The sequence below is a fragment of the Citrobacter sp. RHBSTW-01013 genome, from assembly GCF_013781985.1.
Taxonomy (GTDB): domain Bacteria; phylum Pseudomonadota; class Gammaproteobacteria; order Enterobacterales; family Enterobacteriaceae; genus Citrobacter; species Citrobacter braakii.
In genome coordinates, this window is the sequence record NZ_CP056185.1 from 1,362,181 (window position 1) to 1,388,197 (window position 26,017).

25 protein-coding genes are annotated in these 26,017 nt (G+C 54.1%); 19 read left to right on the top strand and 6 right to left on the bottom strand.

Annotated features, from left to right (window positions below):
• Positions 1-17: 17 nt before the first annotated feature.
• Positions 18-707 (bottom strand): uracil-DNA glycosylase, encoded by a 690-nt coding sequence (gene ung, locus HV350_RS06565; protein WP_016154055.1) that lies wholly within the window; start codon positions 705-707, stop codon positions 18-20.
• A 317-nt stretch (positions 708-1,024) separates the two neighbouring features.
• Here ung and grcA point away from each other — a divergent pair, with 317 nt between their 5' ends.
• Positions 1,025-1,408: an autonomous glycyl radical cofactor GrcA gene (gene grcA, locus HV350_RS06570; RefSeq protein ID WP_003037563.1), complete on the top strand. Its 384-nt coding sequence runs from the start codon at positions 1,025-1,027 to the stop codon at positions 1,406-1,408.
• 112 nt (positions 1,409-1,520) lie between these two features.
• Here grcA and srmB read toward each other — a convergent pair whose 3' ends face one another.
• Positions 1,521-2,849 (bottom strand): ATP-dependent RNA helicase SrmB, encoded by a 1,329-nt coding sequence (gene srmB, locus HV350_RS06575; protein WP_016154054.1) that lies wholly within the window; start codon positions 2,847-2,849, stop codon positions 1,521-1,523.
• A 130-nt stretch (positions 2,850-2,979) separates the two neighbouring features.
• On the opposite strand from srmB, the gene trmN reads away from it, so the two are divergent.
• Complete coding sequence (trmN, locus tag HV350_RS06580) at positions 2,980-3,717, top strand: tRNA(1)(Val) (adenine(37)-N(6))-methyltransferase TrmN (RefSeq protein WP_016154053.1); 738 nt, start codon at positions 2,980-2,982, stop codon at positions 3,715-3,717.
• Here trmN and nadB read toward each other — a convergent pair.
• Complete coding sequence (nadB, locus tag HV350_RS06585) at positions 3,702-5,324, bottom strand: L-aspartate oxidase (RefSeq protein ID WP_047358259.1); 1,623 nt, start codon at positions 5,322-5,324, stop codon at positions 3,702-3,704. The two genes, trmN and nadB, sit on opposite strands and share 16 nt — an antisense overlap.
• A 305-nt stretch (positions 5,325-5,629) precedes the next feature.
• Between nadB and rseD the strand changes: the two genes are divergently transcribed.
• The 12 genes from rseD (at position 5,630) to acpS (ending at position 15,268) form a co-directional block, all read left to right on the top strand.
• Positions 5,630-5,752 carry a rpoE leader peptide RseD gene (gene rseD / locus HV350_RS06590; RefSeq protein WP_223306697.1) on the top strand — a complete coding sequence of 41 codons (123 nt, stop codon included), beginning with the start codon at positions 5,630-5,632 and terminating at the stop codon, positions 5,750-5,752.
• Positions 5,749-6,324: an RNA polymerase sigma factor RpoE gene (rpoE, locus tag HV350_RS06595; protein ID WP_003037573.1), complete on the top strand. Its 576-nt coding sequence runs from the start codon at positions 5,749-5,751 to the stop codon at positions 6,322-6,324. The genes rseD and rpoE overlap by 4 nt, the downstream gene beginning before the upstream one ends.
• 31 nt (positions 6,325-6,355) lie before the next feature.
• On the top strand, positions 6,356-7,006 hold the full coding sequence (gene rseA, locus HV350_RS06600; protein WP_019077408.1) for an anti-sigma-E factor RseA: 651 nt from the start codon (positions 6,356-6,358) through the stop codon (positions 7,004-7,006).
• Positions 7,006-7,962 carry a sigma-E factor regulatory protein RseB gene (rseB, locus tag HV350_RS06605; protein WP_181630064.1) on the top strand — a complete coding sequence of 319 codons (957 nt, stop codon included), beginning with the start codon at positions 7,006-7,008 and terminating at the stop codon, positions 7,960-7,962. Before rseA ends, rseB begins: the two co-directional genes overlap by 1 nt.
• Positions 7,959-8,423: a SoxR-reducing system protein RseC gene (rseC, locus tag HV350_RS06610; protein WP_016157173.1), complete on the top strand. Its 465-nt coding sequence runs from the start codon at positions 7,959-7,961 to the stop codon at positions 8,421-8,423. The genes rseB and rseC overlap by 4 nt, the downstream gene beginning before the upstream one ends.
• A 215-nt stretch (positions 8,424-8,638) precedes the next feature.
• A complete protein-coding gene (gene lepA / locus HV350_RS06615) occupies positions 8,639-10,438 on the top strand; it encodes a translation elongation factor 4 (RefSeq protein ID WP_003037577.1) in 1,800 nt (599 codons plus the stop codon).
• Positions 10,439-10,453: 15 nt separating this feature from the next.
• On the top strand, positions 10,454-11,428 hold the full coding sequence (gene lepB, locus HV350_RS06620; RefSeq protein ID WP_181630066.1) for a signal peptidase I: 975 nt from the start codon (positions 10,454-10,456) through the stop codon (positions 11,426-11,428).
• A 269-nt stretch (positions 11,429-11,697) separates the two neighbouring features.
• Positions 11,698-12,378: a ribonuclease III gene (gene rnc, locus HV350_RS06625; RefSeq protein ID WP_003037579.1), complete on the top strand. Its 681-nt coding sequence runs from the start codon at positions 11,698-11,700 to the stop codon at positions 12,376-12,378.
• Positions 12,375-13,280 carry a GTPase Era gene (era, locus tag HV350_RS06630; RefSeq protein ID WP_003037581.1) on the top strand — a complete coding sequence of 302 codons (906 nt, stop codon included), beginning with the start codon at positions 12,375-12,377 and terminating at the stop codon, positions 13,278-13,280. The genes rnc and era overlap by 4 nt, the downstream gene beginning before the upstream one ends.
• A gap of 132 nt (positions 13,281-13,412) precedes the next feature.
• Positions 13,413-14,141: a DNA repair protein RecO gene (recO, locus tag HV350_RS06635; protein WP_016154047.1), complete on the top strand. Its 729-nt coding sequence runs from the start codon at positions 13,413-13,415 to the stop codon at positions 14,139-14,141.
• Positions 14,142-14,156: 15 nt separating this feature from the next.
• Positions 14,157-14,888: a pyridoxine 5'-phosphate synthase gene (gene pdxJ, locus HV350_RS06640; RefSeq protein ID WP_016157172.1), complete on the top strand. Its 732-nt coding sequence runs from the start codon at positions 14,157-14,159 to the stop codon at positions 14,886-14,888.
• Positions 14,888-15,268 carry a holo-ACP synthase gene (gene acpS, locus HV350_RS06645; RefSeq protein WP_003037588.1) on the top strand — a complete coding sequence of 127 codons (381 nt, stop codon included), beginning with the start codon at positions 14,888-14,890 and terminating at the stop codon, positions 15,266-15,268. The genes pdxJ and acpS overlap by 1 nt, the downstream gene beginning before the upstream one ends.
• Before the next feature lie 40 nt (positions 15,269-15,308).
• Here acpS and HV350_RS06650 read toward each other — a convergent pair whose 3' ends face one another.
• Together HV350_RS06650 and HV350_RS06655 are read right to left on the bottom strand one after the other, a co-directional pair.
• On the bottom strand, positions 15,309-15,569 hold the full coding sequence (locus HV350_RS06650; RefSeq protein WP_003037590.1) for a YfhL family 4Fe-4S dicluster ferredoxin: 261 nt from the start codon (positions 15,567-15,569) through the stop codon (positions 15,309-15,311).
• Between the two features lie 55 nt (positions 15,570-15,624).
• The gene (locus HV350_RS06655; RefSeq protein ID WP_016154045.1) at positions 15,625-16,473 is read right to left on the bottom strand and encodes a MurR/RpiR family transcriptional regulator; all 849 of its coding nucleotides are present in this window, start codon (positions 16,471-16,473) and stop codon (positions 15,625-15,627) included.
• 117 nt (positions 16,474-16,590) lie between these two features.
• Between HV350_RS06655 and murQ the strand changes: the two genes are divergently transcribed.
• The 4 genes from murQ (at position 16,591) to tadA (ending at position 20,051) form a co-directional block, all read left to right on the top strand.
• Positions 16,591-17,484, top strand: coding sequence for an N-acetylmuramic acid 6-phosphate etherase (murQ, locus tag HV350_RS06660; RefSeq protein ID WP_016154044.1), 894 nt, complete (start codon positions 16,591-16,593; stop codon positions 17,482-17,484).
• A 9-nt stretch (positions 17,485-17,493) separates the two neighbouring features.
• On the top strand, positions 17,494-18,858 hold the full coding sequence (locus HV350_RS06665) for a PTS transporter subunit EIIC (RefSeq protein WP_049282304.1): 1,365 nt from the start codon (positions 17,494-17,496) through the stop codon (positions 18,856-18,858).
• A 3-nt stretch (positions 18,859-18,861) separates the two neighbouring features.
• Positions 18,862-19,497 (top strand): phosphatidylglycerophosphatase C, encoded by a 636-nt coding sequence (gene yfhb / locus HV350_RS06670; RefSeq protein ID WP_181630068.1) that lies wholly within the window; start codon positions 18,862-18,864, stop codon positions 19,495-19,497.
• 89 nt (positions 19,498-19,586) lie between these two features.
• The gene (tadA, locus tag HV350_RS06675) at positions 19,587-20,051 is read left to right on the top strand and encodes a tRNA adenosine(34) deaminase TadA (RefSeq protein ID WP_230675888.1); all 465 of its coding nucleotides are present in this window, start codon (positions 19,587-19,589) and stop codon (positions 20,049-20,051) included.
• A 48-nt stretch (positions 20,052-20,099) separates the two neighbouring features.
• Here tadA and mltF read toward each other — a convergent pair whose 3' ends face one another.
• Positions 20,100-21,650 (bottom strand): membrane-bound lytic murein transglycosylase MltF, encoded by a 1,551-nt coding sequence (gene mltF, locus HV350_RS06680; RefSeq protein WP_016157165.1) that lies wholly within the window; start codon positions 21,648-21,650, stop codon positions 20,100-20,102.
• 257 nt (positions 21,651-21,907) lie between these two features.
• Between mltF and purL the strand changes: the two genes are divergently transcribed.
• The gene (gene purL, locus HV350_RS06685; protein WP_181630070.1) at positions 21,908-25,795 is read left to right on the top strand and encodes a phosphoribosylformylglycinamidine synthase; all 3,888 of its coding nucleotides are present in this window, start codon (positions 21,908-21,910) and stop codon (positions 25,793-25,795) included.
• Positions 25,796-26,017 lie beyond the last annotated feature (222 nt).

The window sequence follows — 26,017 nt, forward strand, 5'->3', positions numbered from 1 at the left end:
GATTCGCTGGCATTTTTTTACTCGCTTTCTGCGGGTAATACCGGCGTCCAGTCAATCGGCTTTTCACCTCGTTGTTCCAGCCACTCATTAGCCAGTACAAAGTGATTGCAGCCAAAGAAACCGCGATGCGCAGAGAGCGGTGATGGATGCGGCGCTTTCAATACATGGTGACGCTGCGCATCAATAATCGCACCTTTCTTTTGTGCGTGTGAGCCCCAGAGCAGGAATACCACGCCTTCCCGATGTTGGTTAATCAGGCTGATGACTTTATCGGTAAATGTTTCCCATCCCAGACTGGCGTGCGAATGTGCCTGCCCGGCGCGGACAGTAAGCACGGTGTTGAGTAACAGCACACCCTGGCGTGCCCAGCTTTCCAGATATCCGTGCGTTGGGCGTGTGAAGCCAGGAATCGTTGCTTCCAGCTCTTTGTACATGTTCAGCAACGAGGGCGGGGTGGCAATACCGGGGCGGACAGAAAACGCGAGACCGTGTGCCTGGCCCGGACCGTGGTATGGATCCTGCCCTAAGATGACGACTTTCACGTCGCCAAGTTCGGTAAAGCGAAAAGCGTTGAATACATCTTTTTGTGGCGGATAAATTGTCATACCTGACTGACGCTCGCCCGCCACAGTATGCAGCGTGTTAACAAAATAAGGCTGCTGTTTCTCTTCTGCCAGCACATCGTGCCAGGTTAATTCGGTGGCCATCTCGCTCTCCTGCGAATTTTCAATCCCCCTAGCTTAACTGCTTCTTTCGACGTCGCAAAATTCTGTACGTTTCTCAAGGGGCTACCCCTTAAAGATAGTTGAAAATTTATGTAAAAAGTTTAGCTGCGCATGTGGCGTAAGTTGATGTAAAACAATAAAATCCACCTATCACCACTTTTCATGTGTGGTTTTTATTGATTTAAATCAAAGATTCAAGGGTGTGTGAGGGGTATATATACACTCAAGCAACAATGGTTTTACCAATTGGCCGGATGACGGCCAACCGAGATCAAATAATTTTGCCGGGGAGGCATCAAATGATTACAGGTATCCAGATTACTAAAGCTGCAAATGACGACCTGCTGAACTCTTTCTGGCTGCTGGACAGCGAAAAAGGCGAAGCACGCTGCATCGTTGCGAAAGCAGGTTTCAATGCTGATGAAGTCGTTGCTGTCAGCAAACTGGGTGAAATCGAATACCGTGAAGTACCGGTAGACGTACAGCCGGAAGTCCGTGTGGAAGGTGGTCAGCACCTGAACGTGAACGTTCTGCGCCGCGAAACTCTGGAAGATGCAGTTAAGCATCCGGAAAAATATCCGCAGTTGACCATCCGTGTTTCTGGTTATGCCGTGCGTTTCAACTCTCTGACGCCAGAACAGCAGCGCGACGTTATTGCTCGTACCTTTACTGAGAGCCTGTAAGGCTCACGGGGAATAACCCCGTCTGGCAGAGAATCTGAAAGCGGAAGATGCCAACGTATCTTCCGCTTTTTTGTGCACAAAAAATGCCGGGCTAAACGGCCCGGCATTCGGTTTACTCTTTGTCGGACTGCTGGGTAGCAGCTCCGCTCGGCTTACGGCGTTTGCCGATATTTTTGGCGTCGCGGTGACGTTTTTTCACCCGCGGTTTCTCTTTCTCTTTCGCTTTTTGCTCGGCGCGCTTCGCCAGCACTTTCTTGGATGGCTTACCGTTAGATTTCTCACTTGGCGCGCGCGTGGTTGGACGCAGTTCATCGATGACGCGTGCTTTCAGTGGCTCGTCAATATAGCGGCTCGCTTTGCCGAGCAGCAGATGGTCGTGGGCTTCAACCAAAGAGATTGCAGTACCTTTACGGCCTGCACGACCGGTACGGCCAATGCGGTGCAGATAGGCATCGCCACTGCGCGGCATGTCGAAGTTAAACACGTGGCTGACGTCAGGAATATCGATCCCACGAGCGGCAACGTCGGTTGCTACCAGCACGTTCACACGACCATCGGTCAGGCGTTTGATCGCTTCATTACGTTTGTTCTGCACCATCTCGCCTTCGAGATAGCAGTTATTAATGCCCGCCTGGCGCAGCCAGCCTGCCAGCTCGTGCACACGCTCGCGTTTACGTACGAAGACAATCGAGCGGGTCGCTTCCGGCTGTTTTAACAAATGGATCAGCAGGGCAGTTTTGTGCTCGATGTCATCGGCACGGTAGTAAAACTGATGAATCTTCTTGCGTTCGCGGGTAGACGGATCCGCCGAAACTTCGACCGGATCCTCCAGCAGACGCTCAGCAAAATCTTTGATCGCATCGCCTTCCAGCGTGGCGGAGAACAGCATAGTTTGCTTACGCCAGCGGGTTTCTCCAGCGATATGCTCGATGTCCTGGGCAAAGCCCATGTCCAGCATGCGGTCTGCTTCATCGAGGATTAGTGTCTCAACCGCATGGCAGTCGAAGTTTTCTTCTTTAATGTACTGCAGCAGACGACCGGTAGTGGCGACCACGATGTCCTGGTTTTCGCTAAAGACTTCCATGTGGTTCATGTAAGCCACGCCGCCGGTAATCGTGGCGATATCCAGATGCGTATTCTTCGCCAATTCACGGGCGTGTTCGGCAACCTGCATCGCCAGTTCGCGCGTCGGTGTCAAAATCAAAATGCGCGGCGGGCCAGATTTCTTGCGCGGGAAGTCGAGCAGGTGCTGCAACGCTGGCAGCAAATATGCCGCCGTTTTACCGGTGCCTGTCGGCGCAGAACCGAGTACATCACGGCCATCGAGCGCAGGCGGAATGGCGGCAGCCTGAATGGCGGTCGGGCGAGTGAAACCTTTTTCCTGGAGGGCATCCAGAAGGCTTTCATCGAGTTCAAGTTCGGAAAAAGTCGTTACAGTCATGTTCTACCTCTGAGTGGGGCGCTGATTATAGACGTTACGGCTGCAATCTTCATCTGTTTGTATGGATATACCTTCTCAGGTATTGTTTTTATCCTATGTTATCGTTTTTTTTCCAGGAAGGTTGTTCTTCATGCCCCAGTCTACATCCGTACTTAGACGTAATGGATTTACTTTTAAGCAGTTTTTTGTGGCACACGATCGTTGTGCAATGAAAGTCGGAACGGACGGCATTTTATTGGGGGCCTGGGCCCCTGTTGCTGGCGTAAAGCGGATCCTGGATATTGGTACCGGGAGCGGCCTGTTGGCGCTGATGCTGGCCCAGCGCACAGATGAAAACGTCATCATTGACGCTGTGGAGCTTGATGTTGATGCCGCGCAGCAGGCGCAGGAGAACATCGCGCAATCCCCGTGGATGCATCGCGTGAACGTTCATACGGAAGATGTGCAGCAGTGGGTACCGCGCCAGACCGTGCGCTTTGATTTGATCATCAGCAACCCTCCCTATTATGAACAGGGAGTGGAATGTGCCACGCCGCAGCGCGAGCAGGCTCGCTACACCACCACGCTCGATCATCAAGTATTGCTGACGCTGGCGGCAGACAGCATTACGGAAGAAGGTTTTTTCTGTGTGGTGCTGCCCGAACAGATTGGTAACGCATTTTCCCAGCAGGCACTGGGCATGGGCTGGCATCTGCGATTGCGCACGGATGTAGCAGAAACCGAGGCCCGACTACCGAATCGGGTACTGCTGGCATTCTCCCCGCAGGCCGGGGAGTGCTTTAGTGACAGGCTGGTGATCCGTGGGCCAGACCAACGTTACTCTGAAGGTTACACGGCGCTGACCCAGGCGTTTTATCTGTTCATGTGATGACTTAGCGGCGAGAGAATGGACGGGCCCGCCTCTGGAAGCTGTTCTGGATAATCCAGCGTATAGTGCAGGCCCCGACTCTCTTTACGCATCATCGCGCAGCGGACAATCAGCTCAGCAACCTGCACCAGATTGCGCAGTTCCAGCAAGTTGTTCGACACGCGGAAATGAGCGTAATACTCGTCGATTTCCTGTTGCAACATGGTGATACGGCGCAGGGCGCGCTCCAGACGTTTAGTTGTGCGCACGATACCGACGTAATCCCACATAAATAGCCGCAGCTCATGCCAGTTATGCTGAATCACAACCAGTTCATCCGGGTTTTCTACCCGGCTTTCATCCCAATCCGGGAGGGTGCTGACGCTGCGAGCATAAGGCATTCGCCTGTCGATATCTTCAGCCGCGGACCAGCCGTAAACCAGGCACTCCAGTAATGAGTTTGACGCCATCCGGTTGGCTCCATGCAGGCCGGTGTAACTCACTTCGCCGATCGCATACAGCCCGTCGACATCCGTACGGCCAAAGTCATCCACCATCACGCCGCCGCAGGTATAGTGCGCGGCAGGAACGATGGGAACCGGCTCTTTGGTCAAATCGATGCCCAGTCCCAGCAATTTTTCATAAATCATCGGGAAATGCTGACGAACAAATTCTTCCGGTTTATGGCTGATGTCGAGAAACATGCAGTCAGCGCCCAGGCGCTTCATTTCGTGGTCGATGGCGCGGGCAACAATATCGCGGGGAGCCAGTTCGCCACGCTCGTCAAAATCGGGCATAAAGCGCGAGCCGTCCGGGCGCTTCAGATGTGCGCCTTCGCCACGCAGCGCCTCGGTTAGCAGAAAGTTGCGCGCCTGCGGGTGATACAGCGCCGTCGGGTGAAACTGGTTAAATTCCAGGTTGGCGACACGGCATCCCGCGCGCCAGGCCATCGCAATCCCGTCACCCGAGGAAATATCTGGATTGGTGGTGTATTGGTACACCTTTGACGCGCCGCCGGTGGCCAACACTACTGACTTGGCATGGCAGGTTTCTACGGCTTCTTTATTACGGTTCCAGATCCAGGCTCCGACAACCCGACGCGTTCCCGGCAGACCGATTTTATCGGAGACAATCAGATCGACGGCATTACTGCGCTCAAGAACCCGTATGTTGGGGTGATTTTGTGCCTGGCTGACGAGGGTGGTTTCGACTTCTTTACCGGTGGCATCCGCAGAGTGCAGAATGCGTCGATGGCTATGACCACCTTCACGGGTCAGGTGATAGCTCTCCTCACCGTTGGGCTGAACCTGCGTATCAAATAAGACGCCCTGATCGATAAGCCACTGAACGCAGGTGCGGGCATTGCTGGCGACAAATTCAACCGCATGGCGATCGCACAGGCCGGCCCCGGCAATCAGAGTATCTTCAACGTGGGAGTCGATGCTGTCGGTTTCATCAAACACCGCGGCAATACCGCCCTGGGCATAAAATGTCGAGCCTTCGCTGACCGGACCTTTGCTCAGGACAATAACCTGATGTTTTTCGGCCAGGCGCAGCGCCAGTGAGAGTCCGGCAGCCCCGCTGCCAATGATCAGCACGTCACAGGATAATTCAGGAGTCGTATTCATGATTTTTGTTTAATTTACTAAACATTGTTTGGTCACCATAGCACCACATTGCGCGATACTGCACGTTTTATTTTTAAATGTGTTGCGGTGACTAAACATGAAAAAAAAGCATGACGAGGACGAAATGAGCAAAAATATTTTGTGAAGCAGGCCGTTAGCACCAGATTATGTGATGAAATAAAGTGGCCGTTGGGTTACTCTGCAAGCGGTGAAATGGGCATTTCTAAACAGATAGTGCGTCGATCGGATTATGTAGACTTATAATGAGAGATAAGACCTGTCTACAACATGACAAACAAAAAACAATGCGTAACGGAACTTTACGAAACTTGAGCACTCTAAGCATTTGCTTGCTCATAGTGAAGCTGATGGAGTGGCGTTTCGAAGGCGCGTGGAAATTTGGTTTGGGGAGACTTTACCTCGGATGAGCGAGCAGTTAACGGACCAGGTCCTGGTAGAACGGGTCCAGAAGGGAGATCAGAAAGCCTTTAACCTACTGGTAGTGCGCTATCAGCATAAGGTGGCGAGTCTGGTTTCTCGCTATGTACCGTCGGGCGATGTACCCGATGTAGTACAAGAAGCATTTATCAAGGCCTATCGTGCGCTGGACTCGTTCCGGGGAGATAGTGCTTTTTATACCTGGCTGTATCGTATTGCAGTCAATACAGCGAAGAATTACCTGGTCGCTCAGGGGCGTCGTCCACCTTCCAGTGATATTGATGCGATTGAAGCAGAAAATTACGAAAGTGGCGGTGCGCTGAAAGAAATTTCGAACCCTGAGAACTTAATGTTGTCAGAAGAACTGAGACAGATAGTTTTCCGAACTATTGAGTCCCTCCCGGAAGATTTACGCATGGCAATAACCTTGCGGGAGCTGGATGGCCTGAGCTATGAAGAGATAGCCGCTATCATGGATTGTCCGGTGGGTACGGTGCGTTCACGTATCTTCCGAGCGAGGGAAGCTATTGATAATAAAGTTCAACCGCTTATCAGGCGTTGACGATAGCGGGATACTGGAAAAGGTATTAGGCATGCAGAAAGAAAAACTTTCCGCTTTAATGGATGGCGAAACGCTGGATACTGAGTTACTCAAAGAGCTGACTCAGGACCCGGAAATGCAAAAAACCTGGGAGAGTTATCACCTGATTCGCGATTCTATGCGAGGTGATACCGCCGACGTTCTCCATTTCGATATTTCCGCCCGCGTAATGGCTGCCATCCAGGATGAGCCAGTACGTCAGACGGTGCCATTGATTCCTGAGGCCCAGCCAGCACCGCACCAGTGGCAGAAAATGCCATTCTGGAAGAAAATGCGTCCGTGGGCCGCGCAGCTTACCCAAATGGGTGTGGCCGCGTGTGTATCACTTGCAGTTATTGTTGGCGTCCAGCACTATAATGGGCAATCTGAAACGTCCCAGCAGCCCGAAACGCCGGTATTTAATACATTACCGATGATGGGTAAAGCCAGTCCGGTAAGCTTGGGTGTACCCTCTGACGCGACGGCCAGCGGCGGTCAGCAACAGCAGGTACAGGAGCAGCGTCGTCGTATTAATGCCATGTTGCAGGACTACGAACTGCAACGTCGACTGCACTCTGAACAGCTTCAGTTTGAGCAGGCCCAAACACAGCAAGCCGCTGTGCAGGTGCCAGGAATTCAAACTTTAGGAACGCAATCGCAGTAATGAAGCAACTTTGGTTTGCCATGTCACTTGTGGCTGGTAGCCTGTTTTTCTCTGTAAACGCCTCGGCCAATCCTGCGTCCGGGGCGTTGTTGCAGCAGATGAATCTGGCCAGTCAGTCGCTAACCTATGAGCTGTCATTTGTCAGCATCAATAAGCAGGGTGTTGAATCCCTACGTTATCGCCATGCCCGCCTGGATAACCGTCCGCTAGCGCAACTGTTGCAAATGGATGGACCGCGCCGGGAAGTGGTGCAGCGTGGCAATGAAATCAGCTATTTTGAGCCTGGTCTCGAACCGTTCACGCTGAACGGCGACTATATCGTTGACTCTCTGCCCTCTCTGATTTACACCGACTTCAAACGTCTTGCTCCCTACTATGACTTTATCTCAGTAGGTCGCACCCGCATTGCCGATCGGCTCTGTGAAGTGATCCGCGTAGTCGCCCGTGACGGTACGCGTTACAGCTATATCGTCTGGATGGACACGGAGACTAAGCTGCCGATGCGCGTCGATCTTCTCGACCGTGATGGTGAGACGCTGGAACAGTTCCGTGTTATCGCGTTTACCGTAAACAACGGCGTTAGCGATAGCATGCAGACGCTGGCGAAAGCCAATCTACCGCCGTTGCTGTCAGTTCCTGCGGGCGAAAAAACCAACTTCAACTGGAGTCCGTCGTGGTTGCCGCAAGGCTTCAGCGAAGTTTCCAGCAGTCGACGTCCGCTGCCGACGATGGATAACATGCCGATCGAATCGCGCCTATATTCTGATGGCCTGTTCAGTTTCTCCGTGAACGTAAACCGTGCGATGCAAAACAGCGCCGATCAGCTGTTGCGAACCGGGCGTAGAACGGTTAGCACCAGCGTGCGTGATAACGCAGAAATTACGATTGTGGGCGAGCTTCCACCGCAAACGGCGAAGCGTATCGCGGAAAATATTAAGTTCAGGGCTGCACAATGATTAAAGAGTGGGCGACAGTCGTCTCCTGGCAAAATGGTCTGGCGACGGTCAGCTGTGATGTTAAAGCATCATGTAGCAGCTGTGCTTCCCGGGCCGGATGCGGGAGCCGCGTGCTGAACAAACTTGGGCCGCAGACCACGCATACCATCGTGGTGCCCAGCGACGAACCCTTAGCGCCCGGTCAAAAAGTTGAACTGGGTATTGCCGAGGGTAGCCTGCTGGGTTCAGCGATGTTGGTCTACATGTCTCCGTTGGCGGGGCTCTTTCTCTTCGCGGCGCTATTCCAGGTGCTGTTTGGTTCCGACCTTGCGGCATTAAGCGGAGCCGTGCTGGGGGGCGTGGGCGGATTCCTGATTGCCCGTGGATACTCTCGTAAGCTTGCTGAGCGCGAAGCCTGGCAGCCGGTCATTCTGAACGTTGCTCTCCCACCCGATCTCATTCGCGTCGAAACCCAACAGTGATAGCTTTGCCTGATGGCGCTTGTGTCGCCATCCGGCAAAAGTTTCACCGACTTTGCAAAGTTGTTTCCAGTTCCCGCTATCCTTGCTCTATGAACATTTCCTCGCCTCAGCGTTGTAGTGTAGAATGCGGCGTTTCACTTAAACAGACGTTAAGCTCAGATCAGCGACTTCTCAGAGCCTGCTCAGGCGGGCGTAAGGCACAATAATTACACTATATGAAGAACATACGTAACTTTTCAATCATAGCTCACATCGACCACGGTAAATCGACGCTGTCTGACCGTATTATCCAGATCTGCGGTGGCCTGTCTGACCGTGAAATGGAAGCGCAGGTTCTCGACTCGATGGATCTTGAGCGTGAGCGCGGTATTACTATCAAAGCGCAGAGCGTGACGCTCGATTTCAAAGCATCTGATGGTGAAACCTATCAGCTTAACTTTATCGACACCCCGGGCCACGTTGACTTCTCGTATGAAGTTTCCCGCTCGCTTGCCGCCTGTGAAGGCGCTCTGCTGGTGGTTGATGCCGGGCAGGGCGTCGAAGCACAGACCCTGGCTAACTGCTATACCGCCATGGAAATGGATCTGGAAGTGGTGCCGGTACTGAACAAAATTGACCTGCCAGCCGCCGATCCTGAGCGTGTGGCGGAAGAGATCGAAGATATCGTCGGTATCGATGCGACGGATGCCGTTCGCTGCTCGGCGAAAACCGGCGTTGGCGTCACTGACGTTCTTGAACGTCTGGTGCGCGACATTCCGCCGCCGGAAGGCGACCCGGAAGGTCCGTTACAGGCGCTAATCATCGACTCCTGGTTCGATAACTACCTGGGCGTCGTGTCACTGGTGCGTATTAAAAACGGCACCATGCGTAAAGGCGACAAAATTAAAGTGATGAGCACCGGTCAGGTCTATAACGCTGACCGTCTGGGCATCTTCACGCCAAAACAGGTTGACCGTACCGAGCTGAAATGCGGCGAGGTGGGTTGGTTGGTTTGTGCGATTAAAGACATCCTGGGCGCACCGGTTGGCGATACCCTGACGCAGGCGCGTAACCCGGCGGACAAGCCGCTGCCAGGCTTTAAAAAAGTGAAGCCACAGGTTTACGCCGGTCTGTTCCCGGTGAGCTCTGACGACTACGAAAACTTCCGTGACGCGCTCGGCAAGCTGAGCCTCAACGACGCCTCCCTGTTCTATGAACCGGAAAGCTCAACCGCGCTGGGCTTCGGCTTCCGCTGTGGCTTCCTCGGTCTGCTGCACATGGAGATCATTCAGGAACGTCTGGAACGTGAATACGATCTGGATCTGATCACTACCGCGCCGACCGTAGTCTACGAAGTCGAAACCACGGCGAAAGAGACGATCTACGTCGATAGCCCGTCCAAGCTGCCGCCGTTGAACAACATTTACGAACTGCGTGAGCCGATTGCTGAGTGTCATATGCTGCTGCCGCAGGCTTACCTCGGTAACGTCATCACGCTGTGTATCGAGAAGCGCGGCGTACAGACCAACATGGTTTACCACGGTAACCAGGTGGCGCTGACCTATGAAATTCCGATGGCGGAAGTGGTACTCGACTTCTTCGACCGTCTGAAGTCAACTTCTCGCGGCTATGCGTCGCTGGACTATAACTTCAAACGTTTCCAGGCGTCTGACATGGTGCGCGTTGATGTTCTCATCAACAACGAACGTGTCGATGCGCTGGCGCTGATTACCCACCGCGACAACTCCCAGAGCCGTGGTCGTGAACTGGTCGAGAAGATGAAAGATCTGATCCCTCGCCAGCAGTTTGATATCGCGATCCAGGCGGCCATTGGTACGCACATCATCGCGCGTTCAACGGTTAAGCAGCTGCGTAAAAACGTTCTGGCGAAATGCTACGGTGGCGATATCAGCCGTAAGAAAAAGCTGCTGCAAAAACAGAAAGAGGGTAAAAAGCGCATGAAGCAGATCGGTAACGTCGAACTGCCACAGGAAGCCTTCCTCGCCATTCTGCATGTCGGTAAAGACAGCAAATAATCTTAAGGAGTTGGCATGGCGAACATGTTTGCCCTGATTCTGGTGATTGCCACACTGGTGACGGGCATTTTATGGTGCGTAGATAAATTCATCTTCGCGCCTAAACGCCGGGAGCGTCAGGCAGCAGCGCAAGCTGCTGCAGGTGATTCACTGGATAAAGCAACGCTGAAAAAAGTGGCCCCTAAGCCAGGCTGGCTGGAAACCGGGGCATCCGTTTTCCCGGTTTTAGCTATTGTGCTGGTGGTGCGTTCATTTATTTATGAGCCGTTCCAGATCCCGTCTGGTTCGATGATGCCGACACTGCTTATCGGTGACTTTATCCTGGTGGAGAAATTCGCCTACGGGATTAAAGATCCGATTTACCAGAAAACGCTGATCGAAACCGGCCATCCGAAACGCGGTGATATCGTGGTGTTTAAATACCCGGAAGATCCGCGTCTGGACTACATCAAACGTGCTGTCGGTTTACCGGGAGACAAAGTGACGTACGATCCGGTGGCGAAAGAGGTAACTATTCAGCCAGGATGCAGTTCCGGTCAGGCGTGTGAAAACGCGCTGCCGGTAACGTACTCTGATGTTCAGCCAAGTGATTTTGTGCAGACATTTGCGCGTCGTAACGGCGGTGAAGCGACCAGCGGCTTCTTTGAGGTTCCGCTGAATGAAACGAAAGATAACGGTATTCGCCTCTCCGAGCGTAAAGAAACGCTGGGTGAGGTAAGGCACCGCATTCTGACCGTGCCAATCGCGCAGGATCAGGTGGGGATGTATTACCGCCAGCCAGGCCAGCAGTTGGCAACCTGGATCGTCCCGCCGGGACACTACTTCATGATGGGTGATAACCGTGACAACAGTGCGGACAGCCGTTACTGGGGATTTGTGCCGGAAGCGAATCTGGTTGGTAAAGCAACCGCTATCTGGATGAGTTTCGATAAGCAAGAAGGCGAATGGCCGACCGGTGTGCGCTTAAGCCGTATTGGTGGCATTCACTAATCGCTGATAATCGTTCACGTTGTCGTCATTATGGCGACAGCGTGAATTATTTCTCGGATAAATTCCCGCAGACTAACGACATCCCTTGTCGTTGTGTATAGAATATTCCCCCGAAGTTTGAGGTTGGCACCGACAGGTTGCCACGGCACACGAAACAGCGTTGGTTTGTGTATAAATGCATTCAGCCGAAGCGGGATGGCTAAGCGAAATGCGTATATCAGGTCTGTTTCGTGTGCTGAATTGTTGACGCATTCATTTATTGGTATCGCATGAACCCCATCGTAATTAATCGGCTTCAACGGAAGCTGGGCTACACTTTTAATCATCAGGAGCTGTTGCAGCAGGCATTAACTCACCGTAGCGCCAGCAGCAAACATAACGAGCGTTTAGAATTTTTAGGCGACTCTATTCTGAGCTTTGTTATCGCTAATGCGCTGTATCACCGTTTTCCGCGTGTGGATGAAGGTGATATGAGTCGCATGCGCGCGACGCTGGTTCGCGGCAATACGCTGGCTGAATTAGCCCGTGAGTTTGACCTCGGTGAATGTTTACGTTTGGGGCCAGGCGAGCTGAAAAGCGGCGGTTTCCGTCGTGAATCGATCCTGGCAGATACCGTTGAAGCTTTGATCGGCGGCGTCTTCCTCGACAGCGATATTCAAACTGTTGAACAACTGATCCTGAACTGGTATCAGACTCGTCTGGATGAAATTAGCCCAGGCGATAAACAAAAAGATCCGAAAACGCGCCTGCAGGAATATTTGCAGGGTCGCCACCTGCCGCTGCCGTCCTATCTGGTGGTGCAGGTTCGTGGTGAAGCACACGATCAAGAATTTACTATCCACTGCCAGGTCAGCGGCCTGAGTGAACCGGTGGTTGGCACAGGTTCGAGCCGTCGTAAGGCTGAGCAGGCTGCCGCCGAACAGGCGTTGAAAAAACTGGAGCTGGAATGAGCGAAGAGAAAACTTACTGCGGATTTATTGCCATCGTCGGTCGCCCGAACGTCGGCAAATCCACCCTGTTGAATAATCTGCTTGGGCAGAAGATTTCCATAACCTCACGTAAGGCTCAGACAACACGTCACCGTATTGTTGGCATCCATACCGAAGGTGCGTATCAGGCGATTTATGTTGATACCCCGGGCCTGCATATGGAAGAAAAACGGGCGATCAACCGCCTGATGAACAAAGCGGCGAGCAGCTCGATTGGTGATGTTGAACTGGTTATTTTCGTTGTGGAAGGCACCCGCTGGACGCCGGACGACGAAATGGTGCTCAACAAGCTGCGCGACGGTAAAGCCCCGGTTATTCTGGCTGTGAACAAAGTTGACAACGTTCAGGAAAAAGCCGATTTACTGCCGCACCTGCAGTTCCTGGCAAGCCAGATGAACTTCCTTGATATTGTCCCGATTTCTGCCGAAACCGGCCTGAATGTTGATACCGTTGCGGGCATCGTGCGTAAGCACCTGCCGGAAGCCATTCATCACTTCCCGGAAGATTACATCACCGACCGTTCTCAGCGCTTTATGGCTTCTGAAATCATCCGTGAAAAGCTGATGCGTTTTCTGGGGGCTGAACTGCCGTACTCCGTTACCGTGGAGATTGAACGTTTTATCTCTAACGAACGCGGTGGTTACGATATTAACGGTCTGATCCTCGTTGAACGTGAAGGGCAGAAGAAGATGGTTATTGGCAACAAAGGGGCCAAAATTAAAACCATCGGCATCGAAGCGCGTAAAGACATGCAGGAGATGTTCGAAGCGCCCGTTCACCTTGAGCTGTGGGTGAAAGTGAAATCCGGCTGGGCCGATGACGAGCGCGCGCTGCGTAGCCTCGGTTACGGCGACGACGTCTAATTTTTCATAGGTTATGGCTTTCGAGGTGCAGGAAGGCGGCAAGACCGCAGATCCTCGGGAGCTTACTCAAGTGAGTGACTGGGGTGAGTGGGCGCAGCCAACACACCTGCAGCTTGAAAGACGGCGGGTATGATGGAAGGATGGCAACGCGCTTTTGTCCTGCATAGCCGCCCGTGGAGCGAAACCAGTCTCGTGCTGGACGTCTTCACGGAAGAATCGGGTCGTGTGCGCCTGGTGGCTAAAGGCGCGCGCTCCAAACGTTCTAATCTCAAAGGCGCGCTCCAGCCTTTTACTCCGTTGTTGCTTCGCTTTGGTGGACGTGGTGAGGTCAAAACCTTACGCAGTGCCGAAGCCGTTTCTCTGGCTCTCCCCCTTAGCGGTATCACACTGTACAGCGGCTTGTATATCAACGAGCTTATCTCTCGTGTACTTGAGTATGAGACCCGCTTTTCTGAACTCTTTTTCGACTACCTGAACTGTATTCAGGCGCTGGCTGGCGCGACGGGTTCGCCAGAGCCTGCGCTGCGTCGCTTTGAGCTGGCCTTACTTGGACATCTGGGGTACGGCGTCGATTTTACCCACTGTGCGGGTAGTGGCGAGCCGGTGGACGACACCATGACCTATCGTTACCGGGAAGAAAAAGGGTTTATCGCAAGCGTAGTGATTGATAACGCCACCTTTACCGGACGCCATCTGAAAGCACTCGAATCGCGGGAATTTCCGGATGCTGATACGCTTCGCGCCGCGAAACGCTTTACCCGCATGGCGTTAAAGCCGTATCTTGGTGGTAAGCCGTTAAAAAGCCGGGAACTGTTCCGGCAATTTATGCCAAAACGCGCAGTAAAAACAAAAAATGATTAACGAGGATGGATTGCCATGGCCGAATTACTGTTAGGCGTCAACATTGACCACATTGCCACTTTACGTAATGCACGCGGCACCGCATACCCTGACCCGGTTCAGGCGGCGTTTATCGTTGAGCAGGCGGGCGCAGACGGCATTACCGTGCACCTGCGTGAAGACCGTCGCCATATTACCGATCGCGACGTGCGCATTTTGCGCCAGACGCTGGATACGCGTATGAATCTGGAAATGGCGGTAACCGAAGAGATGCTGGCGATTGCCGTTGAGACTAAGCCGCATTTTTGCTGCCTGGTGCCGGAAAAACGTCAGGAAGTGACGACTGAAGGTGGCCTGGACGTCGCGGGTCAGCGTGACAAGATGCGCGATGCCTGCAAACGCCTGGCGGACGCAGGCATTCTGGTTTCGCTGTTTATCGATGCTGATGACGAACAGATTAAGGCCGCTGCTGAAGTCGGCGCGCCTTACATCGAAATTCACACCGGCTGTTACGCCGATGCGAAAACCGACGCTGAACAGGCCAGCGAACTGGCGCGTATCGCCAAAGCGGCGACCTTTGCCGCCAGCCTTGGTCTGAAGGTGAATGCGGGGCACGGCCTGACGTACCACAACGTTAAAGCCATCGCGCGGATCCCGGAAATGCACGAGTTGAACATTGGCCATGCCATTATCGGCCGCGCGGTGATGAGCGGTCTGAAAGATGCAGTAGTCGAAATGAAGCGCCTGATGCTGGAAGCGCGTGGCTAATGGCGATTCTGGGATTAGGTACGGATATTGTGGAGATTGCCCGCATCGAAGCGGTGATCTCCCGTTCCGGCGACCGTCTGGCAAGACGCGTGCTCAGCGACAACGAATGGGCAATCTGGGAGACGCATCAGCAACCGGTGCGCTTTCTGGCGAAGCGTTTTGCGGTCAAAGAGGCGGCAGCAAAAGCCTTTGGTACCGGTATTCGCAACGGTCTGGCGTTTAATCAGTTTGAGGTCTTTAACGATGAACTCGGTAAGCCGCGTCTGCGGTTATGGGGGGAGGCGTTAAAACTGGCGGAAAAACTCGGCGTCGCACATATGCATGTGACGCTGGCCGATGAGCGTCACTACGCCTGCGCCACGGTGATTATCGAGAGCTAACGTTTCATCGGCCTGATAAGCATAGCGTCATCAGGCAACGTTACAGCTTATCGGCGTGGTGCATCAGTACAAACTTATCCCACAGCTGCTCTTCCGTTTCGACATGTGCCGGATCTTTCAAAATAGTATTAGGGATCGGGCACACCTTCTGGCAGGTTGGCGTGTCGTAATGGCCTACGCATTCCGTACACTTGTCGCTGTTAATCTCGTAAATGCTGTCACCCATCGAAATCGCCTCATTCGGGCATTCGGGCTCGCACATATCGCAATTGATACACTTTTTAGTGATTAACAGGGCCATCAGGAAACTCTCAAAACATCACAAATCGGGCGGGCATTATACGCGCATTCTTTGCTCAGACCAGTTTTTTTACCAGTGCTTCGCTGTGGCGAATGCGTTCCGGGGCATGCTCCAGATCTTGCTGCACCAGCGCCATAAACAGTAAATCAGTGAGCATCATTTGCGCATGGGTAGAGGAAATCGCTGCGCTGCGCGTGGCCTGTTCTTCAGCAATCGTGTACAGACAATGAGTTGCGCGCTGTTGCAGGGCGTTAGGGGTAAATCCGGTGATGGCGAGAATTTTGGCTCCGGCGCGCAACGTTTCATCCGCAGCCAGGTTGAGTTCGCGGCGTTCTCCGGTATACGAAATGGCCAGCAGCAGATCGTTAGGTGAAAGCGCCTGCACCGCCGCCAGCAGGGCGTGCATATCGCGTTCAACCACCGCGTTAAACCCAATCTTTAGCAGTTTCCAGGCAAAATTCTGCGCTACCAGACCCGATGCGCCAATCCCGGTCAGGATAATGCGCCGGGCTGAGCGCAGCATCGTGACGCTCTCTATCAGTTTCTCTTCGCTGTTGACGTCCAGCGTCGCATGCATCGCCGCCACGTTCTCTTTAATCAGCTTTTCGCCCACCATACGCATGGGGTCGTCACCGCGAATCTGATTATGCACCGGAATGGAATGAGGGTTGGGATTGCTGGCCAACGCTTCGCTAATCGCCAGTTTCAGCGCCGGAAACCCTTTAAAGCCCATCTTTTGCGCGAACTTCACCACGCTGGACTGGCTGACGCCTGCTTCAAAGGCCAGCTGCTGTGAGCTGAGATGACGCGCGGTATCCGGCTGAGCAAGAAGATAATCCGCAAGTTTTTTATCGCTTTGCGCGAGGTCCGGGTAACGCTGACGAATGCGAATTAAACAGTTCATGCTGTCTCCTGGCGAAAACGTGATGGCGATTGCAAAACAAAATTTCACTCGCCTGGATGAATATAATATTCCATTATGACAGATTATTATGAATTAAAAATTCCTAAGGAACAAAAAATGAATCTCGGTGCATTAGTTTCAGAAACCCGCAATCCACAGACCATGGATCTGGATGCGCTCTCAACGTTGGAGTTGGTTCATCGATTTAATCAACAGGATACGCTGGTAGCGGAAGCAGTAAAAGCAACTCTGCCTCAAGTTGCGTGCGCGGTCGATGCGGCAGCTAACGCGTTAAAAGCCGGTGGACGCATTATTTACATGGGCGCAGGTACCAGCGGACGTCTTGGAGTGCTGGACGCGTCTGAGTGCCCACCGACCTTCGGTGTACCGCATGGTCTGGTGGTTGGGCTGATTGCCGGGGGGCCGGGCGCGCTGCTCAAGGCGGTAGAAGGTGCGGAAGATAACCCGCAGTTAGGCGAAGACGATCTGCGCGCACTCAACCTTACCGCACAGGATCTGGTGGTTGGTCTGGCGGCTTCAGGTCGCACGCCGTATGTGATTGGTGGGCTGAAATATGCGCGTTCGGTGGGTTGTACGACGGCGGCTATTTCCTGCAATCCGGATTCTCCTGTCGCGCATGAAGCGGATATTGCTATCTCCCCGGTGGTGGGGCCGGAGGCGTTGACCGGGTCAACGCGACTGAAATCCGGCACCGCGCAAAAATTGGTGCTCAATATGATCTCCACCGGTGCGATGGTGAAATTTGGCAAGGTGTACCAGAACCTGATGGTGGATATGCAGGCAACCAACGTCAAACTGGTCGATCGAGCGTGCCGTATGGTGGTTGAAGCCACCGGCATTGCGCGAGAACAGGCGCAAGCGCTGTTAAAGCAGACTGATTTTGACGTTAAGCCAGCGATTTTAATGGCGCTCACTGGCCTGGATGCCGCTGCCGCCCGTGAAAAGCTTGCCGCTCACCAGGGTTTTTTACGCGCGGCGTTAGAACACTAAGAGGTGTATATGGATAAGACGGCGGTGCTGGCCAGCGACATTCTGCTGGGCGTAGGCGGAGAGCAAAATATTCTGCGCCTGGAAAACTGTATGACCCGCGTCAGGGTGGAAGTTCAGGATGACGATCAGATTGATATTCCCCGTCTCAGGCAACTGCCTGGTGTTAGCGGTTACGTGAAGCAGGGCGCGCAGCATCAGATAATCGTCGGCCCCGGTAAAGCTGCCAAGGTGGTGGATGCCATGCGCTCCCTGATTGCCGATGGCGGCGAGCGTGCAGATGTGAATAATATCGAGCGCACCAAATCAGAGGCCAAAGCGAAGTACAAAGCGCCAATGAGCGATGCGCTGCGCAAGCTGGCGAACGTCTTTATCCCTCTTATTCCGGCGTTTATCGCCTCCGGTTTGATCACCGGCATTATAAACATCCTTAAGCGGCCGGATATCGTGGGGGATTTTGCGACCCATTATCCGAATATGCTGGGGCTGATGGGCATATTTGGTAGCGCCGTGTTTGCCATCATGAATATTCTGGTTGGGGTGAATACCGCCAAAGTCTTCGGCGGCTCTCTGGCGATGGGCGGGGTGATGGCGGGGATCCTCTCCAGTCCACAGCTGGCGCAGATTACCCTGTTTGGCGAAGCGTTGCAGCCGGGGCGCGGCGGGGTGATCGCAGTGCTGCTGGTGGTTGCGCTGATGTGTTGGATCGAGCGCAAATTCCGCGAGCTGTTGCCGGAATCGCTGGAGCTTATCCTTAACCCGCTGCTGACCACCATCATTACCGGGGCCATCGCGATTGTGGCGCTGCAACCGCTTGGAGGCTGGATTTCTGAATCCATCGCTCACGGCGCATCCTGGGCTATCGACCGCGGCGGGTTCCTGGTTGGTGCCATACTGGCGGGAACTTTCCTGCCATTGGTGCTCACCGGACTTCATCAAGGGTTGGTGCCCATCCACGTTGAGCTGGTACAGGCGCACGGTTATAACGCGCTCTTTCCTATCCTGGCGATGGCAGGCGTTGGACAAGTAGGGGCTGCGATAGCGGTGTTGATGAAAACCCGCAATGCGCGGCTTAAGAAAGTGATCAAAGGAGCGCTGCCGGTCGGGCTGCTGGGCATTGGCGAACCGCTTATTTTTGGCGTCACGCTGCCGTTGGGTAAACCGTTTATCGGTGCCTGCCTTGGCGGAGCGGTAGGCGGGGCGCTGATTAGCTACTGGAAGGTGGCGACGGTTATCACCTTTGGCATCTCCGGTTTGCCGCTGGCACTGACGATTGTTGCCGGAAAAGTGATGTTCTATCTGTTAGGCTATCTGGTAGCAGTTATCGCCGGGTTCCTGTTTACCTGGCTATTGGGGTTCAACGATCCAGAGGAATAAGGTTTGACCAATCACCAGCGCCGCGTTGTTTTTTTTGATTTGGATGGCACGTTACACCAGCAGGATATGTTCGGTAGCTTTATATGTTATCTGCTGCGTCGCCAGCCGTTGAACGCGTTGCTTGTGCTGCCTCTGCTACCGGTGATTGCGCTGGCACTGCTGATACAAGGGCGCGCCGCCCGCTGGCCAATGAGCCTGCTGTTGTGGGGATGCACTTTTGGTCGTAGCGAGGCGCGCCTGAAAGGGCATCAGGCTGACTTTGTGCGCTGGTTTCGCAGTAACGTGACGGCCTTTCCGCTCGTGCAGCAGCGGCTGACAACCTACCTGTTAAGCTCTGACGCCGAAATCTGGCTTATTACTGGCTCCCCGCAGTCGCTGGTCGAGCAGGTGTACTTCGACACGCCGTGGCTACCGCGAGTCAATCTGATCGCCAGTAAAATGGCGCGGGGATTCGGCGGGTGGGTGCTGCCTCTGCGCTGTCTGGGCCATGAGAAAGTGACGCAACTGGAACGCCACATTGGTGCGCCGCTTCAGCTTTATAGTGGCTACAGCGACAGTAATCAGGACAATCCTCTGCTCTCTTTTTGCCAGCATCGCTGGCGCGTCACGCCGCGCGGAGAGCTGCAACAACTCGAATAGAGTAAACGATAGCGTCTGTGTATAATGCGCCCGCTTTGATTACTGGAGTTACCCCTTTGTCTGAAGTTGAATTTAGCCACGAATACTGGATGCGTCATGCTTTAACGCTGGCTAAGCGCGCCTGGGATGAGCGTGAAGTCCCGGTGGGCGCGGTATTGGTACATAACAACCGCGTGATTGGCGAAGGCTGGAACCGTCCGATTGGTCACCATGATCCGACTGCCCACGCTGAAATTATGGCGCTGCGTCAGGGCGGCCTGGTGCTGCAAAACTACCGTCTGTTGGATACCACGCTGTATGTCACTCTGGAGCCGTGCGTGATGTGCGCAGGCGCGATGGTGCACAGCCGTATCGGCCATGTCGTTTTTGGCGCGCGCGATGCGAAAACGGGGGCTGCCGGGTCATTAATGGATGTACTGCATCACCCTGGAATGAATCATCGGGTGGAGGTGACCGAAGGGGTGCTACGGGATGAATGCGCCACGTTGCTCAGTGATTTCTTCCGCATGCGTCGTCAGGAAATCAAAGCGCTGAAAAAAAACGCCAATTTGTAAATGCCGGTCTGATTGCCTGATGACGCTGCGCTTATCAGGCCTACGAGGCTACTTGTCCTCTTTTTTCTGCGGTGAAAACAGCAGGGAAGGGGAGTGCGACAGGTAATTTGACGACGTCTGAGACAGAAACGCCGAAAGCGGCAATTCATCTTTACCTATTAGCTCTGCCGGCGTCACCGCCGGGTAATCCTGCGCCAGTTGCTGCGTTTCAAGCGCCCGTTTTTCTTTCTCCTGCAGATACCCCACCAGGCTAATCTGGTACTTACGGATATTTTCCACATAAGCGTAGGCTTCGTGGCCACGCGCATAACCATAGGTCAGCTTGTTGTAATACGGCTTTTGGCTGAGCAGCGGCAGACGCTGTTTTACGTCGGACCAGCTGTTCGGATTGCCTTTGGTTTTCACGGTCAGCGCCCGTGCATCCAGCATGTGCGCATAACCCATGTTGTAGGCTGCGAGCGCAAACCAGATGCGTTCCCCTTCGGGGACAGTATCGGGCACTTTACTCATCATATCCTGCAAATACCGCGCGCCGCCGCTGATGCTTTGTTCGGCATCGGTACGGTCGGTCAGTCCGAGACTTTGAGCGGTATTTTTGGTCAGCATCATCAACCCGCGTACGCCGGTCGGGGAAGTGGCCTGCGCGTCCCAGTGCGACTCCTGATAAGAGATTGCGGCGAGCAGTCGCCAGTCTATCTCCTGCGCATATTTCTCAAACAGCGGCTTAAGGTCCGGCAATACGCTGTCTACGGCGCGTAAAAAGGTGCGGGTATCAACATAGTCAAAATCATCGCCATGCCCGAGATACTTTTCTTCTAGCCGCGCCAGAGAGCCGTCTTCATTCATGGTGTTAAAAAAATCCAACAGGGCGGCAGACAGCGTGTTGTCATCGTCCAGGCGACTAAACCAGGTCACCGGCTGTTCGTCAGATACGTCCAGCGCTACGGCCAGTTCAGGATGTACGCGCTGGTATAAGCTGATGGCGACGGAATCGGCAATGGTGTAATCCAGCTTCCCGGCGATAACATCATCAAGCAGTTCAGTAGTGCCCTTTTTGTCATCCACCTTCCAGCTCAGATCGGGAAATTTATTCTCTTTAAGTAACTGGAGATCGTTAACCACCACGTGTCCCGGGGCGATGGTCAGCTGATTTTCGTTCACAGTGGCAAGAGTGCGCGGGCGGTATTGCCCAACCCGATACACCAACTGTTGTGAAACCGAATAGTAGGTTGGGCCGGGCTGGTAATTTTTCACCCGCTCGCTGTTATATACCAGGCCTGCGGCTAACAGATCGGCATGGCCGTTATCCAGGTCGTCAAAAAGCTGGCTGATGTTCTGGCGCACGGTGACTTTTAACTTCACGCCCAGGTAGTTGGCGAATGCCTGAGTCAGTTCATAATCCAGGCCGAATTTCTTACCGTTGAGGGTCGCGTAAGTTAACGGCGAGTCGAGGGTACTGACGCGCAGTTCTCCCCGCGACTGAATGGCGGCGATACGATTTTCGGCTTTACCGAACCAGGGAATAGATGGCCAGAGGGCCGCTGCCAACAACAGCGTTAATATGCCGATGAACAGATAATTAATCTTTAATTTTTTCAATTAGTTAATTCTCTGAACCGTACGTTGTCTCTGCCTGCTGTGGTGATGATTAAGAAGTGAAGTCGTCATTAATGAGCGGCATTTTGCTTAAACTTGCGTCAGTTGGCAACTTATTCAGAAACCAGACCGCATTTGATGATAAGAGAAGGTCGTGATTTTATTTCGACGCAAACGGTTTCGTCGGCGCGGTAGATTCTTTATAATGACGCCCGTTTCCCCCACTTGGGCACACCGAAAGCTTAGAAGACGAGAGACTTATGATGGAAATTCTGCGTGGTTCACCTGCACTGTCTGCATTCCGTATTAACAAACTGCTGGCACGTTTTCAGGCTGCCAACCTCCAGGTCCACAATATTTACGCCGAGTACGTCCATTTTGCCGATCTGAATGCACCGTTGAATGAGGATGAGCACGCCCAGCTTGTACGCCTGCTGAAATATGGTCCTGCTCTTCACAGCCATGCCCCTGAAGGCAAACTGCTGCTGGTTACGCCTCGCCCTGGCACCATCTCCCCGTGGTCTTCTAAAGCGACTGATATTGCCCACAACTGTGGCCTGCAACAGATTAGCCGTCTGGAACGTGGCATTGCCTGGTATGTAGAAGCCTCTACGCTGACCGCTGAGCAGTGGCAGATGGTTGCCGACGAACTGCACGACCGCATGATGGAAACGGTTTTCTCTGCGCTGAACGATGCCGAAAAACTGTTTGTCCATCACCAGCCTGCGCCGGTCTCCAGTGTTGATCTGCTGGGTGAGGGACGCCAGGCGCTGATCGACGCTAACCTGCGTCTCGGTCTGGCGCTGGCGGAAGACGAAATCGACTATCTGCAGGATGCGTTTACCAAACTGGGACGCAACCCGAACGACATTGAACTGTACATGTTTGCGCAGGCTAACTCCGAGCACTGCCGCCACAAAATTTTTAACGCCGACTGGGTTATCGACGGTAAACAGCAGCCCAAGTCGCTGTTCAAGATGATTAAAAACACTTTCGAAACCACGCCGGACCACGTGCTGTCTGCTTATAAAGACAACGCCGCGGTAATGGAAGGTTCTGAAGTGGGCCGCTACTTTGCCGACCACAAAACCGGCCGCTACGATTTCCATCAGGAGCCAGCCCACATCCTGATGAAGGTTGAAACCCACAACCACCCGACGGCTATCTCTCCGTGGCCGGGCGCGGCTACCGGCTCCGGCGGCGAAATCCGCGACGAGGGTGCAACCGGTCGCGGTGCAAAACCGAAAGCCGGGCTGGTGGGCTTCTCCGTTTCCAACCTGCGTATTCCTGGCTTTGAACAGCCGTGGGAAGAAGACTTTGGTAAGCCGGACCGTATTGTTACCGCGCTCGATATCATGACCGAAGGTCCGTTGGGCGGCGCGGCATTTAACAACGAATTCGGTCGTCCGGCGCTGACCGGCTACTTCCGCACCTACGAAGAAAAGGTCAACAGCCACAACGGCGAAGAGCTACGCGGTTACCATAAACCGATCATGCTGGCGGGCGGGATCGGTAACATCCGTGCCGATCACGTGCAAAAAGGTGAGATCGTCGTTGGCGCCAAGCTGATCGTCCTCGGCGGCCCGGCGATGAACATCGGGCTTGGCGGCGGGGCTGCCTCCTCTATGGCTTCCGGCCAGTCTGATGCCGATCTTGATTTCGCTTCGGTACAACGCGACAACCCGGAAATGGAACGTCGTTGCCAGGAAGTTATCGACCGCTGCTGGCAGATGGGCGATGCGAACCCGATCCTGTTTATCCATGACGTTGGCGCAGGCGGTCTGTCTAACGCCATGCCGGAGTTGGTAAGCGATGGCGGTCGCGGCGGTAAGTTCCAGCTGCGCGATATTCTTAGCGACGAGCCGGGTATGAGCCCGCTGGAAATCTGGTGTAACGAATCCCAGGAGCGCTATGTGCTGGCGGTTGCCGCTGACCAGCTACCGCTGTTTGATGAACTGTGTAAGCGCGAGCGCGCGCCGTATGCGGTGATCGGTGAGGCCACTGAAGAACAGCATCTCACACTGAGCGACAGCCACTTCGATAACCAGCCGATCGACATGCCGCTGGATGTGCTGCTGGGTAAAACCCCGAAAATGACCCGCGATGTGCAGACGCTGAAAGCCAAAGGCGACGCCCTGAATCGTGGCGAAATCTCGATTGCAGATGCGGTTAACCGCGTGCTGCATCTGCCGACTGTCGCTGAGAAAACGTTCCTCGTGACGATCGGCGACCGTACCGTTACCGGCATGGTGGCGCGTGACCAGATGGTTGGTCCGTGGCAGATCCCGGTAGCCAACTGCGCGGTCACCACCGCAAGCCTGGATAGCTACTACGGTGAAGCGATGTCTATCGGTGAGCGTGCGCCAGTTGCGCTACTGGATTTCTCGGCCTCTGCGCGTCTGGCGGTAGGTGAAGCGCTGACTAACATTGCGGCAACGCAGATTGGCGATATCAAACGCATTAAACTGTCGGCTAACTGGATGGCGGCTGCGGGTCACCCCGGTGAAGATGCCGGGCTGTACGAAGCGGTAAAAGCCGTTGGGGAAGAATTATGTCCGGCGCTTGGCCTGACTATTCCGGTGGGCAAAGACTCTATGTCGATGAAAACCCGCTGGCAGGAAGGTAATGAGCAGCGTGAAATGACTTCGCCGCTGTCGCTGGTGATCACCGCCTTTGCCCGCGTGGAAGACGTGCGCCACACGATAACCCCACAGCTCTCTACTGAAGACAACGCCCTGCTGCTGATTGACCTCGGTCTTGGTCACAACGCGCTGGGCGCGACGGCGCTGGCACAGGTTTATCGTCAACTGGGCGACAAGCCTGCCGACGTGCGTAACGTTGAGCAACTGAAAGGCTTCTACGACGCCATTCAGGCGCTGGTCGCGCAGCGTAAGCTGCTGGCCTACCATGACCGTTCCGACGGCGGACTGCTGGTTACGCTGGCGGAAATGGCCTTCACCGGTCACTGCGGTATTGACGCTGATATCCACTCGTTGGGTGACGATCGTCTGGCGGCGCTGTTTAATGAAGAGCTGGGCGCAGTGATCCAGGTTCGCGCTGCTGACCGTGAAGCGGTTGAGGTGTTGCTGGCACAACATGGCCTGGCAGATTGCGTGCACTATCTCGGCCAGGCGGTAACGGGTGACCGTTTCACCCTGAGCGCCAACGGTCAGCCGGTGTTCAGCGAAAGCCGCACCACGCTGCGCATGTGGTGGGCGGAAACCACCTGGCAAATGCAGCGTCTGCGCGACAACCCGGAGTGTGCCGATCAGGAACACGACGCGAAAACCAACGATGCCGATCCTGGCCTCAACGTTAAACTGTCGTTTGATATCAACGAAGATGTTGCCGCCCCGTTCATCGCTACCGGCGCGCGTCCAAAAGTGGCCGTGCTGCGCGAGCAGGGCGTGAACTCCCACGTTGAAATGGCGGCTGCCTTCCACCGTGCGGGCTTTGACGCCATCGATGTGCATATGAGCGACCTGCTGGGCGGACGCATCGGTCTGGGTAACTTCCAGGCGCTGGTAGCCTGTGGCGGTTTCTCTTACGGCGATGTGCTCGGCGCAGGGGAAGGCTGGGCGAAGTCGATTCTGTTCAACAACCGCGTCCGTGATGAGTTCGAAACCTTCTTCCATCGCCCGCAAACGCTGGCGCTCGGGGTGTGTAACGGTTGCCAGATGATGTCTAACCTGCGTGAACTGATCCCGGGAAGCGAGCTGTGGCCACGCTTTGTGCGTAACCACTCCGATCGTTTTGAAGCCCGCTTCAGCCTGGTCGAAGTGACGCAAAGCCCGTCTTTACTGCTTACCGATATGGTTGGTTCGATGATGCCGATTGCCGTTTCTCACGGTGAAGGCCGTGTGGAAGTGCGTGACGGCGCGCATCTGGCCGCGCTGGAGAGTAAGGGGCTGGTGGCGCTGCGCTACGTTGATAACTTCGGTAAGGTGACCGAGACCTACCCGGCTAACCCGAACGGTTCGCCGAACGGAATTACTGCCGTTACTACTGAAAATGGTCGCGTCACCATTATGATGCCGCACCCGGAACGTGTATTCCGTACCGTGAGCAACTCCTGGCACCCGGAAAACTGGGGCGAGGACAGCCCGTGGATGCGTATCTTCCGCAACGCGCGTAAACAGCTCGGGTAATCAGCTCGATAACCTTTAAGCCCCTCTGCGTGAGGGGCTTTTTTTTGTCTGTCATTTTGTATGCCAGATAACGCATGTATGCCGCTATCCGACAATGCGTTTAAGTGTCGGGAAATCCCGACATAGGTGGGGTTACGTTGTCGCTAAAAAGAGACATTTAATTATATGATTTAAAATGAATTTGTTTTTAAGTGCTGTGGGTGTTGCTGATTGGCGACAGTA

Coding starts and splice junctions, on each gene's coding strand:
- ung (WP_016154055.1), bottom strand. CDS start 707: ATGGCCACCGAATTAACCTGGCACGATGTGCTGGCAGAAGAGAAACAG.
- grcA (WP_003037563.1), top strand. CDS start 1,025: ATGATTACAGGTATCCAGATTACTAAAGCTGCAAATGACGACCTGCTG.
- srmB (WP_016154054.1), bottom strand. CDS start 2,849: ATGACTGTAACGACTTTTTCCGAACTTGAACTCGATGAAAGCCTTCTG.
- trmN (WP_016154053.1), top strand. CDS start 2,980: ATGCCCCAGTCTACATCCGTACTTAGACGTAATGGATTTACTTTTAAG.
- nadB (WP_047358259.1), bottom strand. CDS start 5,324: ATGAATACGACTCCTGAATTATCCTGTGACGTGCTGATCATTGGCAGC.
- rseD (WP_223306697.1), top strand. CDS start 5,630: ATGCGTAACGGAACTTTACGAAACTTGAGCACTCTAAGCATTTGCTTG.
- rpoE (WP_003037573.1), top strand. CDS start 5,749: ATGAGCGAGCAGTTAACGGACCAGGTCCTGGTAGAACGGGTCCAGAAG.
- rseA (WP_019077408.1), top strand. CDS start 6,356: ATGCAGAAAGAAAAACTTTCCGCTTTAATGGATGGCGAAACGCTGGAT.
- rseB (WP_181630064.1), top strand. CDS start 7,006: ATGAAGCAACTTTGGTTTGCCATGTCACTTGTGGCTGGTAGCCTGTTT.
- rseC (WP_016157173.1), top strand. CDS start 7,959: ATGATTAAAGAGTGGGCGACAGTCGTCTCCTGGCAAAATGGTCTGGCG.
- lepA (WP_003037577.1), top strand. CDS start 8,639: ATGAAGAACATACGTAACTTTTCAATCATAGCTCACATCGACCACGGT.
- lepB (WP_181630066.1), top strand. CDS start 10,454: ATGGCGAACATGTTTGCCCTGATTCTGGTGATTGCCACACTGGTGACG.
- rnc (WP_003037579.1), top strand. CDS start 11,698: ATGAACCCCATCGTAATTAATCGGCTTCAACGGAAGCTGGGCTACACT.
- era (WP_003037581.1), top strand. CDS start 12,375: ATGAGCGAAGAGAAAACTTACTGCGGATTTATTGCCATCGTCGGTCGC.
- recO (WP_016154047.1), top strand. CDS start 13,413: ATGGAAGGATGGCAACGCGCTTTTGTCCTGCATAGCCGCCCGTGGAGC.
- pdxJ (WP_016157172.1), top strand. CDS start 14,157: ATGGCCGAATTACTGTTAGGCGTCAACATTGACCACATTGCCACTTTA.
- acpS (WP_003037588.1), top strand. CDS start 14,888: ATGGCGATTCTGGGATTAGGTACGGATATTGTGGAGATTGCCCGCATC.
- HV350_RS06650 (WP_003037590.1), bottom strand. CDS start 15,569: ATGGCCCTGTTAATCACTAAAAAGTGTATCAATTGCGATATGTGCGAG.
- HV350_RS06655 (WP_016154045.1), bottom strand. CDS start 16,473: ATGAACTGTTTAATTCGCATTCGTCAGCGTTACCCGGACCTCGCGCAA.
- murQ (WP_016154044.1), top strand. CDS start 16,591: ATGAATCTCGGTGCATTAGTTTCAGAAACCCGCAATCCACAGACCATG.
- HV350_RS06665 (WP_049282304.1), top strand. CDS start 17,494: ATGGATAAGACGGCGGTGCTGGCCAGCGACATTCTGCTGGGCGTAGGC.
- tadA (WP_230675888.1), top strand. CDS start 19,587: ATGCGTCATGCTTTAACGCTGGCTAAGCGCGCCTGGGATGAGCGTGAA.
- purL (WP_181630070.1), top strand. CDS start 21,908: ATGATGGAAATTCTGCGTGGTTCACCTGCACTGTCTGCATTCCGTATT.